This window comes from Arenimonas sp. GDDSR-1 (assembly GCF_025980345.1).
In the GTDB taxonomy this organism is placed as follows: Bacteria; Pseudomonadota; Gammaproteobacteria; order Xanthomonadales; family Xanthomonadaceae; genus Arenimonas.
Window position 1 is genome coordinate 1 of sequence record NZ_JAPDUI010000056.1, and the last position, 12,876, is coordinate 12,876.

12 protein-coding genes and 1 tRNA gene are annotated in these 12,876 nt (G+C 62.5%); 7 read left to right on the top strand and 6 right to left on the bottom strand.

Annotated features, from left to right (window positions below):
- The coding region (locus Q0W88_RS08660) for a substrate-binding domain-containing protein (RefSeq protein WP_297802268.1) at nucleotides 1-228 on the top strand (228 nt) is incomplete at its 5' end.
- A 93-nt stretch (nucleotides 229-321) separates the two neighbouring features.
- The gene (locus tag Q0W88_RS08665; protein ID WP_297802270.1) at nucleotides 322-2,028 is read left to right on the top strand and encodes a glycosyltransferase family 39 protein; all 1,707 of its coding nucleotides are present in this window, start codon (nucleotides 322-324) and stop codon (nucleotides 2,026-2,028) included.
- Here Q0W88_RS08665 and Q0W88_RS08670 read toward each other — a convergent pair.
- A complete protein-coding gene (locus Q0W88_RS08670; protein WP_297802274.1) occupies nucleotides 2,011-3,051 on the bottom strand; it encodes a hypothetical protein in 1,041 nt (346 codons plus the stop codon). The two genes, Q0W88_RS08665 and Q0W88_RS08670, sit on opposite strands and share 18 nt — an antisense overlap.
- 95 nt (nucleotides 3,052-3,146) lie before the next feature.
- Here Q0W88_RS08670 and trkA point away from each other — a divergent pair, with 95 nt between their 5' ends.
- Nucleotides 3,147-4,526 (top strand): Trk system potassium transporter TrkA, encoded by a 1,380-nt coding sequence (trkA, locus tag Q0W88_RS08675; protein ID WP_297802278.1) that lies wholly within the window; start codon nucleotides 3,147-3,149, stop codon nucleotides 4,524-4,526.
- Nucleotides 4,523-5,977, top strand: coding sequence for a potassium transporter TrkG (locus Q0W88_RS08680; RefSeq protein ID WP_297802282.1), 1,455 nt, complete (start codon nucleotides 4,523-4,525; stop codon nucleotides 5,975-5,977). The genes trkA and Q0W88_RS08680 overlap by 4 nt, the downstream gene beginning before the upstream one ends.
- Nucleotides 5,978-6,063: 86 nt before the next feature.
- Here the strand turns inward: Q0W88_RS08680 and Q0W88_RS08685 are convergent, their stop codons facing one another.
- The 4 genes from Q0W88_RS08685 to Q0W88_RS08700 all read right to left on the bottom strand — a co-directional run bounded on the left by Q0W88_RS08685 (nucleotide 6,064) and on the right by Q0W88_RS08700 (nucleotide 9,673).
- Nucleotides 6,064-6,387: a hypothetical protein gene (locus Q0W88_RS08685; RefSeq protein ID WP_297802285.1), complete on the bottom strand. Its 324-nt coding sequence runs from the start codon at nucleotides 6,385-6,387 to the stop codon at nucleotides 6,064-6,066.
- A 421-nt stretch (nucleotides 6,388-6,808) separates the two neighbouring features.
- Nucleotides 6,809-8,305 carry a PH domain-containing protein gene (locus Q0W88_RS08690; protein ID WP_297802288.1) on the bottom strand — a complete coding sequence of 499 codons (1,497 nt, stop codon included), beginning with the start codon at nucleotides 8,303-8,305 and terminating at the stop codon, nucleotides 6,809-6,811.
- Nucleotides 8,286-8,783 (bottom strand): PH domain-containing protein, encoded by a 498-nt coding sequence (locus Q0W88_RS08695; protein WP_297802291.1) that lies wholly within the window; start codon nucleotides 8,781-8,783, stop codon nucleotides 8,286-8,288. The genes Q0W88_RS08690 and Q0W88_RS08695 overlap by 20 nt, the downstream gene beginning before the upstream one ends.
- On the bottom strand, nucleotides 8,780-9,673 hold the full coding sequence (locus tag Q0W88_RS08700; RefSeq protein ID WP_297802294.1) for a lipid A biosynthesis lauroyl acyltransferase: 894 nt from the start codon (nucleotides 9,671-9,673) through the stop codon (nucleotides 8,780-8,782). The genes Q0W88_RS08695 and Q0W88_RS08700 overlap by 4 nt, the downstream gene beginning before the upstream one ends.
- 104 nt (nucleotides 9,674-9,777) lie before the next feature.
- On the opposite strand from Q0W88_RS08700, the gene dtd reads away from it, so the two are divergent.
- The 3 genes from dtd (at nucleotide 9,778) to Q0W88_RS08715 (ending at nucleotide 12,215) form a co-directional block, all read left to right on the top strand.
- The gene (gene dtd, locus Q0W88_RS08705) at nucleotides 9,778-10,215 is read left to right on the top strand and encodes a D-aminoacyl-tRNA deacylase (protein WP_297802297.1); all 438 of its coding nucleotides are present in this window, start codon (nucleotides 9,778-9,780) and stop codon (nucleotides 10,213-10,215) included.
- An 87-nt stretch (nucleotides 10,216-10,302) separates the two neighbouring features.
- Complete coding sequence (gene rpoD / locus Q0W88_RS08710; RefSeq protein ID WP_297802300.1) at nucleotides 10,303-12,132, top strand: RNA polymerase sigma factor RpoD; 1,830 nt, start codon at nucleotides 10,303-10,305, stop codon at nucleotides 12,130-12,132.
- Between the two features lie 7 nt (nucleotides 12,133-12,139).
- Nucleotides 12,140-12,215, top strand: a tRNA-Ile gene (locus Q0W88_RS08715).
- Here the strand turns inward: Q0W88_RS08715 and Q0W88_RS08720 are convergent.
- Nucleotides 12,194-12,876: hypothetical protein (locus Q0W88_RS08720; RefSeq protein ID WP_297802303.1), on the bottom strand; the 683-nt coding region annotated here is incomplete at its 5' end. The genes Q0W88_RS08715 and Q0W88_RS08720 overlap by 22 nt on opposite strands.

Sequence of the window (12,876 nt, forward strand, 5' to 3'; positions counted from 1 at the left end):
AAATTCGGGGTCAGCGTGCCCGGCAACCTGTCGGTGGTCGGCTTCGATGATATTCCCCTGGCCAGCCAGGTCTGGCCGGCCCTGAGCACGGTGCGCCAGCCGATCGAAGCCATGGCGGCGAAAGCGGTCCAGCTGCTGATTGCCAAACTGCGTGGAGAGCAGGACATTCCGATGGAAGTGATGATCCGCTCCGAACTGGTCCTGCGCGAAACCACCAGCGCCCTCTGAGTGCCGGCCATTCCGGCTCGGAAACACCCGGCCACTGCGGTATCCTAGGCGCACCGGCGGACCGCGCCGTGATCATCCCGGAGATGGCCGCCGATGCCCGAAGTGCGCAATACACCGACCACGCTGCCCGCCAACGCCGTTTGGTGGTTTTTCGCCATCGCGTTCGTGGTGCTGTTCGCCGGCTACGGTCTGCGCGATCCCTGGCCGGCCGATGAACCGCGTTTCGTGCTGGTCGCCAAGCAGATGGTGGAAAGCGGGAACTGGCTGTTTCCGCATCGCGGCATCGAGCTCTATCCTGACAAGCCGCCGGTGTATTTCTGGCTGCTGGCCCTGTCGTATTTCTTGATCGGCAGCTGGCGCTGGAGTTTCCTGCTGCCGTCGCTGCTGTCGGGCATGGCGGTGCTCTGGCTGGTCTACGATCTGGGCAAGCGCCTGTGGCAGCCGCGTGCCGGTCTGTGGGCCGCCGTCGCGGTGTTGGCATCCATCCAGTTCGTGTATCAATTCAAACGTGCCCAGATCGATCCGACCCTGGTGCTGATGACCACTGCCTCGTTCTACTGCATCGCAAGGCATGTTCTTCTGGCGCGGGACTGGCGCCTGCTGTGCGGCGGGTTCGCGCTGGCCGGTCTGGGGGTGATCACCAAAGGCGTCGGCTTTCTTCCCCTGCTGGCGCTGCTGCCTTTGGCCGCTTACCGCCGCTGGCAGTTCCATCCGATGACTGCCGCCCGGCATGGCGATGGCTGGCGCTGGCTCGGCGCGGCCGGTTGTTTCCTGCTGCCGATCGTGCTGTGGCTTTCGGCCATTGTTTATCTGGGTCTGAATTCCGGGAATCCGGAACATGCCGAATACCTCAACAACATCCTGTTCAAGCAGACCGCCGAACGTTACGCCAACCCCTGGCACCATTTCGAACCGTTCTGGTATTTCGCCGAAATCATCGCCCTGTTCTGGCTGCCGTTCTCGCTATGCGGGTTCTGGCTGCTGAAACCCTGGCGCGCGGCGTTTGCCGAACGCGATCTGCGCGTGCTGTTTCCGTTGCTGTGGGGCGTGCTGGTGGTGCTGTTCTTCAGCCTGAGCTCCGGCAAGCGCGACATGTACATCCTGCCGGCACTGCCGGCCTTCGCGCTGGCGGCGGCCCCGTATCTGCAGGGCATCAGCGAACGCCGCGGTTTCCGCATCGCCTTGCTGGCATTCGTGCTTGCGCTCGGCCTGGCTTTCACCGGGCTCGGCATCGCCGCCCTGTTCGGCCGGGCCGGCTTTGCCGAAAGCCTGATCAATGAGCGCGGTCTGGGCGCGGAAGCGCGCTGGCTGTGGTGGATGCTGGCGGTCTGCGGCGGCATCTGCCTGTTGGCCGGAATGTGGGCGCGCACGCGGCGCGTGCTGACCGCCAGCGCCATCAGTCTCGCCGCATTGTGGATCGGCTATGGCCTGGTGGCGCATCCGGTGCTGGATGCCAGCAGTTCGGCGCGCAATCTGATGCAACAGGCCTTCGTGCAGGCCGGACCGGGCACGGAGATCGGCATGGTGGCCTGGAAAGAGCAGAATCTGCTGCAGGCCCGCGGCCGCGTCACCGAGTTCGGCTTCCGCCAACCCGATGCCGTGCAGCTTGCGCGCGGCATGGCCTGGATGCGCCAGAGCCCGCAGACCCGACTGCTGCTGGTGCACGAAAACAAGGAACTGGCCTGCATCGCCTATGGCGGGCCGGGCACGCTCGCGCTGGACAGGGCCAACCGCCGCAGCTGGTGGCTGGTGAATGTCGATGCGGTTACCGGGTGTCCGGATTCAGCGCCTGCGGAATAAGGCCTCGGCCCCGATTTTCCCCAGAAGCTGGATCAGTACGCGGGCGTCCGGCGCGGTCACCAGTTCCGACAGCACCGTCGGCGTGGAAAGCGGCGATGGGGCATCGGCCGCCGCCGGGTCCGGCGCCGGCTCGGTAAAACGAACGCCGTAGTTTTCGGCCAGCCAGGCGTAATCGGCCTTGTGGCGCTCCTGCAGCATCCGGGCGACCGTCGGCCGCGCCGTGATGCGCATCGGTGCCGGCACCGATTCCTGCACCAATGCCTCGATCTGCTTGTGCAGCCGGCCCTGCATCAGGACCTGTTGCGGCGCGAACGCCGCGGTGTCCAGATTGCGGTAGAGGTTGTAAAGACAGAACAGCGTTTCCGCCGACATCGAGCGGTTCGAATCGACCCTTTTCTGCGGATGCGCATCGATCCCGAAGAACTCGGAAATGCGGCCGTAGGCATCGGCGACCACGCAGCCGGAGGCCAGTTGAGGGCGCTCGAAGGCGCGGACTTCAACGTCGCCCGGGAAGACCGACTCCCACGTTTCGATCTGTTCGCGGAAATTGAAGTAGAGGATGCGCGGATCCATGCGCGGAACGTCATTGCGGAACTTGACCGCCTGCTGGATGCCGGACGCGAAACGCGACACGGCCTCGCGCACATAGAGCAGGATGCGGAAGCGGCCGTAGCCCATGGCTTCGACATCGTCGCGGAAACGCCTTACCGCCTCCGCATCGACCGCGCTCAGGTATTCCGAGGACAATACGGCGTTGTCCGCATCCGGAAACAGCGCTGGAATGCGTTGCCAGAAATTCCGGCGGACCAGCGCCACCGCTTCGGGGTCCGGCATCTGCAGCCGGATGGTGTGGTCCAGCGTGTCGAAGGGTTTGTACATCGCGGCCAGCACCGAGTGCGTGCGCAGGCGCGGGTGGTGCAGGTAGCGGAATCCGGCATCGCTGCCGCGGTTGGCCAGCAGGCTGTCCTGCAAGGCGGTGCTTCCGGCTTTGTGGCTGCCGATGTGGACGAACAGACTGCGCATACGGGGTTTCCGGGCGGGCTGCCGTCAGTGTAACAAACGGTGCGGAACGGGGAGGACTCCGTTATCATGGTCGCCATGAACGCAGGGAAGTTTGCATGAAAATCCTCATTCTCGGCGCCGGCCAGGTCGGCAGCTCGGTCGCGGCGGCGCTGTCGGTGGAAGACCAGAACGACATCACCGTGGTCGACAGCGACGCCCTGCGCCTGCGCGAGCTGACCGAAAAGCTCGACATCCGCGCGGTGGTCGGCCATGCGTCGCTGCCGAGCGTTCTCGCCCAGGCCGGACTGGATGAAGCCGAACTGCTGGTTGCGGTCACCTCTTCCGATGAAGTCAACATCATCGCCTGCCAGATCGCCGCGCAGCAGCCGGACGCGCCGACCCGGGTGGCGCGCCTGCGTGAACTCGAATATCTGGCCCTGGCCAAGCAGGGACTCGGCGGCGAAGCCGCGGTGACCGCCGCCATCAGCCCGGAAGAACTGGTCTGCCGGCATGTGGAACGGCTGATCGCCACGCCCGGCGCGCTGCAGGTGCTGGATTTCGCCGAAGGCCGTGCCCAGCTGGTGGCGGTGCGCGCCCTGCATGGCGGCGCCCTGGTCGGCCACGAGATCCGCGAACTGCGCCGGCATCTGCCGCAGGGCATGGACGTGCGCGTGGCCGCCATTTTCCGCAAGGGCAAGGCGGTCAAGCCGGAAGGCATCACCGTCATCGAAGCCGGCGACGAGGTGTTCTTCCTCGCCCACCAGAACGCCATCAAGGCGATGATGAGCGAATTCCGCTCGGCCGACAAACGCCTGACCAAGCGCATCTTCATTTCCGGCGGCGGCGGCATCGGCCGGCGTCTGGCGCGCTCGCTGGAAAAACGCTATTCGGTGAAAGTGCTCGAGCGCTCGCGGGACCGCGCCCGCGGCATCGCCGAAGACCTGCTCAACACCATCGTGCTGGTCGGCGACTGCGCCGATGAAGACCTGCTGCGCGAGGAAAACATCGACCAGACCGACGTGTACTGCGCGCTCACGAATGACGACGAGGCCAACATCCTTTCGGCCATGCTGGCCAAGCGTCTGGGCTGCCCGCGCGTGGTCGCGCTGATCAACCGCGCGTCCTACGCCGAGCTGGTCGAGGGCAGCACCATCGACATCGCGATCAGTCCGCAGTCGGTCACGCTCAGCGCGCTGCTCTCGCACATCCGCGAAGGCGCGCCGGAGCGCGTGTACTCGCTGCGCCGCGGTGCCGCCGAGGCCATCGAGGTGGTGGTGCGCGGCGACCGCCGCAGCTCGCGCGTGGTCGGACGCGAACTCGACGATCTCGAGCTGCCGGAATCGACCACCATCGGCGGCATCGTGCGCGGCGATGAACTGCTGATCGCGCACCATGACGTGGTCATCGAGCCCGGCGACCACATCATCCTGTTCGTCGCCGACAAGCGCGACCTGCCGGCGGTCATCGCCCTGTTCAAAGAAGTGGACTGGCATTGAGCAACCGCATCGGCGCCATGCTGCGGGTGTTCGGCGCGGTGACCGCGCTGTCGTCGCTGATCATCCTGCCGTCCCTGCTGCTGGCCGCCCTGTGGCACGAGCCGACCGTCTTGCCGTTCCTGCAGGCCATGCTGCCGACGCTGGCGGCCGGCGCCGTGCTCTGGTACGTATTCCGCAACAGCCATTACGAACTGCGCCTGCGCGACGGCTTCCTGATCACCGCCGGCATCTGGATCATCGCCGGACTGGTGACCGCCGTGCCGTTCTATCTGGCGCTGCCGCAGCTGAGCTACACCAATGCCGTGTTCGAGTCGACCTCCGGCCTGACCACCACCGGCGCGACCATGCTGATCGGCCTGGATACGCTGCCGAAAAGCCTGCTGTTCTTCCGGTCCTCGCTCAACTTCTTCGGCGGCATGGGCATCGTGATTCTCGCCATCGCCGTGCTGCCGATGCTGAAGATCGGCGGCATGCATCTGTTCAAGGCCGAAAGCACCGGGCCTGTGAAGGACAACAAACTGACTCCGCGCATCGCCGAAACCGCGCGCACCCTGTGGATCGTCTACCTCGGCCTGAACGTGCTGTGCGCGCTGGCCTACTGGTTCGGCGGCATGGATCTGTTCGACGCGGTCAACCACGCCATGGCCACCATCGCCACCGGCGGTTTCTCCACGCACGATGCCAGCTTCGGCCATTGGAACAGCGGTCTGCTCGACGGCATCGCCACCGTGTTCATGCTGCTCGGCGGCGTCAGCTTCAGCCTGCACTGGTATGCCTGGCGCGCCGCCACGGTCAGCCATTACCAGGCCAGCAGCGAAGTGCGCGCCTACTTCGGCATCCTCGCCGGCTTCAGCCTTCTGGTGGCGGTGTTCCTGTGGACGGCCGGCACCTTCGGCAGTTTCGGCGAGTCACTGCGCCATGGCGCCTTCCAGGTGGTGTCGAACATCACCACCACGGGCTTCCTCACCACCGGATTCACCACCTGGCCGGGCATGCTGCCGGTCCTGCTGATCATGATCGGCTTCATCGGCGGCTGCTCGGGCTCCACCGCCGGCGGCATGAAGGTGGCGCGCGTGCAGATGGTGGTTCGTCAGGGTTACCGCGAACTGAAGCAGCTGGTGCATCCGAAAGCGCAGTTCCTGGTGACCATGGGCGGCAAGCGCGTTTCGGAAAGCGTGGTGATTTCGGTGGCCGGATTCTGCGCGCTGTACATCACGGTGTATCTGGTGCTGTTCCTGCTGCTCACCGCCGACGGCGTGGATATCGTGACCGCGTTCTCCTCGGTGGCGGCCTGCATCAACAACATGGGCCCAGCACTGGGCCTGAACGCCATGCACTTCACCGCGCTCAGCGATTTCTCGACCTGGCTGATGAGTTTCGCCATGCTGGTCGGCCGCCTGGAAATCTTCACCATTCTGGTGCTGTTCATTCCGTCGTTCTGGCAGGAATAGCGTTTGAATTAAGCGGCGTTGCGGGCAAGTTAAGAGTGCTCAAGACATACAAAACTGTCCGTTTGAATGAATTGATAAAGCCTTAATCACCTTACATTTGGTATTGCCAGATATGAGGAGCGTTGAAAGATGAGAGATCTGTACTCTTCGATCTTTACCTGTTCACCAGCAGGAGATCCATATAGCTCAGCTACTGCCTGAACAACTATAAGCTGTCCTGATTTAAGACGAACCTGAGCCGTTGCAGTAGATGTTGAATGGCGTTGACGGGATACAGGTTCAATCAAAATTCCTGAATAAGATGCAACATGCCGAGCGGGCGGGTCAAAAGCAAAAATCATCGCAAAAATCAGCGCTACTAAACTAATAATTCCCCAAAAATTCAACTTTTTGTTTTGGAATAAGGACACTTTGTGCTCTGTCGATTGAATTAAGCCGAAACTGCTACGGGTAAGTTCAGTTTAGCCAAGTTTTAGGGCTTCTGGAATGAATGGTTAGGTAGCTTGCTTGAATAATCGTTCAAACAGCCACTTGCCGCCAAGGTTCCAAAAACATATGGGCCAAACTAGAAAGGCGAGTCCAATCACTAAGATTTCTAATTGATAGGCTGTAATTGTGCCTAGGTTGTAACAATCGCTATTACGTGCACAGCCAATTTCTTTGTAAAGCGAACCAATGCGCTGCCAAAAAATAAATGGAAATACGGCTAAAGCTAGCCACCATAATTTGGTAATCAGGCCCCAAATATTGGCCATAAGCCACCTAACGATTGAATTAAGCGGCAGCCGCCGCAGATAAGTTCAGTTTAAACAAATTTCGGGGCGGTTGCTTTTACTGTGCTATGGCCGCCGCCATTTCATCATGTAGGCGCACGGCCTCGTCAAAAGGCAGGTAGCGCACCGCCAGTGTCGGTTCGCTCATGCCAGCATTCACCGTGTCGCAGAACACCGTGGCCATGCCGTGCCGGCGGTCGAACGGCGACTGCTTCAGGTAGACCGCCTGCACTTTACGGGTTTGCGCAAAGCGCCAGTGTTTGCCGATCCAGCCTTCGCGCACCGCAATCAGGCCATTGGCATGCGCATAGCCGGCGTGCCGCGCCCAGATTTTCGACTGCACATACAGCCACGGAATGCCGAGCAGCGGCAACAGCCCGTATACCCCGAACCAGAACACGCAGACCGCGGTGACCGGCAACAGGAAAAACGCCGGTACTTTGAACCGCCGTTTCCAGGCGTTCGGATGCAGCGGCTGCCATTCGGCCACCGGCCAACTGCCGGCCGGCAACACCGCGCCGATGATGTGCGCGATGCCGGCTTCATCGGCAATCGGCGCCAGCGCCCAATGCGATTCCAGCTGTTCGTGTTTCTGGTTGCTGCCGGCGGCGGCATCCACGCGCAGCGCGTAGCGTTTGAACCGGCGCTGCAGCCAGCCCTGTTGCAGGGTCCAGGCCTGGATGCGGGTGCGCGGCAGCGAGCCGTTGAAACGGCTGAGCAGGCCGCGGGTGATCGACAGCCGGTGCGCATCGCTGCGGAGCACGAAGCCGTGGTAATGCAGCAGCGCCTGCAGCATGGAAATCAGGCGCAGCAGGGTGAATGCCGCCAGCAGCACCAGCATGCCGCCCAGCACATAGGTGCCCGGGCCGCCGGTGCCCAGATCGTCGCGATGCGCCATCAGCCAGCCGCCGACCTGTTCGAACAGCGCCTGCGGCAGTTCCCAGTTGAATTGATAGGCGCCGCCGATGCCGGCCGCCACCAGCAGCATGCCCTTGTTGGAAATCAGGCCGAGTTTGAGCAGTTCCCGGGTCGGCAGCTGCAGCAGCACCTGTTCTTCGGCGGCCGGTGCTTCGGCATCAGGCGTGCCGGCGGGCAGCTCCGAACTGCGAATGATGCGCTGCAGCGCCTGCGCTTCGGCAAAGCCGAGCACGCGCATGCGGCCTTCTTCCTTGTCTTCGCCGCCGCCGGTTTCCAGGCGCACTTCCGCCACGTTCATCAGCCGGTGCAGCAGGCCCTGATGCAGGGTCACGTTCTGGATGCGGGTGAATGCGATGTCGCGTACGGTTTTGTGCAGCAGGCCGGAGCGGATCACGATGCGGTCGCCGCCGATGCGGTAGCGGAAGCTGCAATAACGCGCCACCGCCAGCGGCACCATGATGCCGGCGCCGAGCAGGCCCCAGAGTTCGTAGCGGTCGCCGCGCCCGGTAAACAGCAGAATCACGATCGGTACGATGAACTGCCGGAGCACATTGAACAGCTCGAACAGCCACGACAGCGGATGCAGTCGTAGTTCGGGAATGCCGGCCGCTAAGGCCTCAGAGGGCGCTGTCGTCACGGCGGCGTTCCGGTATCAGCGCGTCGCGCAGATCGGTGGCGGTCTGCAGGCTGAAGCCTTGCTGTTTCAGGGCGTGGCTCTCGGTGCCGGCGGTGTGGATCACCAGCGTGGCCAGCCCGCGCGAACGCTCCATCGGGCCGTTGTGGATGTCCAGATGCTGCACCCGCGAACGCGGAATGAAAATTTCCTGCTGCCACCAGCGGCCTTTGCGCAGGCGGAAGCCGCTCTCATCCAGGCGCCAGCGCGTGCAGTGCCAGCGGTTGCGGCCGAAGCTAATGCCCAGCAACAGACCCAAGGCCGCCACCGGCAGGGTAATCGCCAAGCCCGACCAGCCGGGCATCAGGGTCAACGGCAGAATCGTGGCCGGCACCACCGGAATCAGGAACGGCAACAGTCCGAACCAGAACATCAGCGGTTTTGCCGCCGGCTCCAGACCCTGCCAGCCTTCGGCATCCAAATTATTCAGTGTGCTGTTCATTTGTACGGGCTCTTCGTATTCGGATCCTGACGGATGCTAAAGCGTTTGTAGGTCCATTGGTACTGCCGGAAGTCACGCTCGGCAATGGCCTGCACGCGGCGGTTCATGGCGGTGAGTGCGATGTCCAGATCGGCATCGTGCAAGGCCGGTTCCTCGGCCTCGAACACCACATCGAAACCATCACCGCGGCGTTCGGTGTAGGCGAACAATACCGGCGTGCCGGTGCGTTGCGCCAGTTTCGCGATCAGACTCAGGGTCAGCGCGGGGCGACCGAAGAAGGGAATGAATTCACCGCCGCCCTTGCGTGGTTGCTGATCGGGGGTGATGCCGACCACTTCGCCGTTCTGCAGAGCGCGCAGCAGCGGACGCATGGCGGTGGCTTCGGCCGGCACCAGCTGCACATTGGCGCCACTGCGGGCCTTCTGCAGAAAACGCTCCAGACCGGCTTTCTCCGAGGCTTTGTAAACCAGACTGAACGGGCCGCGGGCCGCCATGAATTCAATCAGCAGCTCCCAGTTGCCGTAATGCGGTACCGCCAGCAGAACGCCACGGCCTTGGGCCAAGGCCGCCTGCAGATGGGCTTCGCCGTGGACCTGTTGCACCAGACGCAAAACCCGCGCCCGTGGCCGGGTCCAAATGGCCAGGGTTTCCATCAGGCCCTGGCCCATGGAGCACATCAGCGCCCCGGTCATGGTTTCCCGTGCGGCCTCGTCGATTTCCGGGTGGATCAGCGCCAGATTGCGCCGGGCGATGCGGGTTTCGCGGCTGTCCAGTCGGTAGGCTAGGCCCCCGAAAAGCCTGCCCAGCGCGCGCAGTACCGCCATCGGCAACAGGCCGATCAGCATCGCGAAGCTGTACAGAAGGTGGCCGAACCAGGCGAAACGGGTCATCGGGCCAGTGTAACGGATTCGCCCTTTTCCGGACATCGGCGGAACTTTTCGGTAAGCTCTTGGTCTAACTGTCACACACACCGCAACCCCGGCCCGAAAAACGCATGATTGCCCTTATCCAGCGCGTCAAACAGGCCAGTGTGGCGGTGCAGGGCGAAACCATCGGTGCCATCGATGCCGGCCTGCTGGCCTTGGTGGCGGTGCAGCCCGGCGATACCGACGCAGCCATTGAACGCATGGCCGAGCGCCTGTTGGCTTACCGGGTGTTCAGTGATGCCGAAGGCCGGATGAACCTCTCGGTACAGGCCGTGGCCGGCGGGGTGTTGCTGGTCAGCCAGTTCACGCTCGCGGCCGATACCCGCTCCGGCCTGCGCCCGAGTTTTACCTCGGCCGCCCCCCCGGAACAGGCCTTGGCCGGTTTCAACGCCTTGGTTGAAGCGGTCCGGCGCCGGCATGATCCGGTGGCCACCGGCCGCTTCGGTGCCGACATGCAGGTCAGCCTGGTCAATGACGGCCCGGTGACCTTCTGGTTGGAAACATAAGCCATTTAGATTCAGTAAGTTACTAAGAAAAACCGGCCATCTGTTATAATAGCCGGTTCCCCCTCACCCCTGGCCAGACGAGCGCATATGACCACCCCACGCAATATCAAATCGGAAATCGAGGAACTCATCGCCAAGGGCGTGGATCAGGGCTATCTGACCCTGGCCGATGTCAACGACCATCTGCCGGAAGACCTGATCGACGCCGACGAGATGGAAAACATCATCGGCATGATCAACGACATGGGCATCGTGGTGCACGAGTCGGCGCCGGACATCGAAGCGCTCCTGCTCTCGGGCCGCAGCGTCGGCAGCAGCGTCGACGTGGTCGCCGCTGAAGAGGCCGTGGCCGTGCTGTCTTCGCTCGAGAACGAAGCCGGCCGCACCACCGATCCGGTGCGCATGTACATGCGTGAAATGGGTTCGGTCGACCTGCTGACCCGCGAAGGCGAAATCGTCATCGCCAAGCGCATCGAGGAAGGCCTGAACAAGCTGCATACCGGCCTGGCCAATTTCCCGTGGATCGCCCAGCAGATCCTGGCCGATTACGAAGAACACAAGGCCGGCCGCAAGCGCCTGTCCGAAGTCGTCATCGGCTTCCTCGATCTGGAAGGCGATGAACCGGAACTGCCGCCGGCGGTGGAAGCGGTGGAAGTGGAAGACGACGCCGACGGCGAAACCGCCGTGGTCGAAACAGGCCCGGATCCGCTGGAAGTGGCGCGCCGCATGGAGCTGCTGGCCGATCTGACCGCGAAGTTCCACAAGGCCGTAGACAAATACGGCCTGGAAAACAGCAAGTCGCAGAAACTGCGTCTGGCCATCGCCGACGAAGTGCTGCGCCTGAAATTCCCGCTGGTGCAGACCGATTCCCTGCTCGGCCGCCTGCGCGAAGTGATCGGCGAAATCCGCCGCCATGAAGCCGCGGTGCTGAAGCTGGCGGTGGATGCCGCCAAGATGCCGCGCAAGGATTTCATCAAGGCCTGGAAAGGCAGCGAGACCGACCTGAAGTGGGCTGAAACCGTGATCGGCCGCAAGCAGAAGTGGTCGTCCGGCATCCGCGAACACAAGGACGCCATCATCGCCCAGCAGGAAATCCTGGTCGCCATCGAGAAGGAACTGTACGCGCCGCTGGCCGAAATCAAGCGCGCCAACGATGAAATGCGCTACGGCGAGGAAATGGCGCGCAAGGCCAAGAAGGAAATGGTCGAGGCCAACCTGCGTCTGGTCATCTCGATCGCCAAGAAATACACCAACCGCGGCCTGCAGTTCCTCGACCTGATCCAGGAAGGCAACATCGGCCTGATGAAGGCGGTCGACAAGTTCGAGTACAAGCGCGGCTACAAGTTCTCGACCTACGCCACCTGGTGGATCCGCCAGGCCATCACCCGTTCCATCGCCGACCAGGCGCGCACCATCCGCATTCCGGTGCACATGATCGAGACCATCAACAAGCTCAACCGCATTTCGCGCCAGATGCTGCAGGAAATGGGCCGCGAAGCCTCGCCGGAAGAACTGGCCAAGGCCATGGAAATGCCGGAAGACAAGATCCGCAAGGTGATGAAGATCGCCAAGGAACCGATTTCGCTGGCAACCCCGATCGGCGACGACGAAGACTCGCATCTGGGCGATTTCATCGAAGACAGCAACATCGAGTCGCCGATGGAAAACGCCACCAACATCGGTCTGCGCGAAGCGGTCAATTCCGTACTGGCCGGGCTGACCCCGCGCGAGGCGAAAGTGCTGCGCATGCGTTTCGGCATCGACATGAACACCGACCATACGCTGGAAGAAGTTGGCAAGCAGTTCGACGTGACCCGCGAACGCATCCGCCAGATCGAAGCCAAGGCCCTGCGCAAGCTGCGCCATCCTTCGCGCGCCGACATCATGCGCTCGTTCCTCGATTCGGACAATCCGTAAGCCCTGCGGGCCTATAGCTCAGCGGTTAGAGCAGGGGACTCATAATCCCTTGGTCCTAGGTTCAAATCCTAGTGGGCCCACCAAAACCGAACCCCGCCGCGTGGCGGGGTTTTTCATTCCGGACGGTAGCCGAAGTGCGCGATTTCCCAATCGAATTCCGATGCAATGCGCTGGCGCGAGGCCAGATCGTAGTATTCGGAGAAATGTTCAGTCCGCGTATTGAATCCGCCCTTGTAGGTGCCGAGCCGTTCCGGCGCATAAGGCACGCCAAGATGGCTGCATACCGCCTGCAGGTCTTCATGAAGGCATTCATAGCGGATGAATCGGTCCATCGCCGCTTCGCCGTCGATGCAGTAGACATCGCGGTCATCGGCGAAGCGTTTCGTGCCGGCAAGAAGAAAGCGGCAAGCAGCGCCAGGCGTTCGTCTTCGGAATGGCGCAGGTTCCACCAGAAGCGCGACACCATTTTGTCGTAAGGATTGCGGATGACGCAGAACTTGTAGTAAGCATTGAAAATTTCATGGCCGAGGTGTTCGCGCACCAGTACCGCAGGCATGTGGTTGAACCAGACGTCGGTGTTGCTGCGGCCGTGCATCCGGCTTCCGATGATGCCATAGGCGCTCACGGTTTCGGCGCGGGCATGTTCGGGCCGCCAACTGCCCGGCGGCAGGCAATGCGGCTCGAAATAGATCTCGACCGAGGTGCCGGCGGTCTTCTTGGTCTTGAAGTACAGGAAGCGTTTAC

Excerpts from the sequence above, each read along its gene's own strand:
- Q0W88_RS08665 (WP_297802270.1), top strand. The coding sequence starts at position 322 with ATGCCCGAAGTGCGCAATACACCGACCACGCTGCCCGCCAACGCCGTT.
- Q0W88_RS08670 (WP_297802274.1), bottom strand. The coding sequence starts at position 3,051 with ATGCGCAGTCTGTTCGTCCACATCGGCAGCCACAAAGCCGGAAGCACC.
- trkA (WP_297802278.1), top strand. The coding sequence starts at position 3,147 with ATGAAAATCCTCATTCTCGGCGCCGGCCAGGTCGGCAGCTCGGTCGCG.
- Q0W88_RS08695 (WP_297802291.1), bottom strand. The coding sequence starts at position 8,783 with ATGAACAGCACACTGAATAATTTGGATGCCGAAGGCTGGCAGGGTCTG.
- Q0W88_RS08700 (WP_297802294.1), bottom strand. The coding sequence starts at position 9,673 with ATGACCCGTTTCGCCTGGTTCGGCCACCTTCTGTACAGCTTCGCGATG.
- dtd (WP_297802297.1), top strand. The coding sequence starts at position 9,778 with ATGATTGCCCTTATCCAGCGCGTCAAACAGGCCAGTGTGGCGGTGCAG.
- rpoD (WP_297802300.1), top strand. The coding sequence starts at position 10,303 with ATGACCACCCCACGCAATATCAAATCGGAAATCGAGGAACTCATCGCC.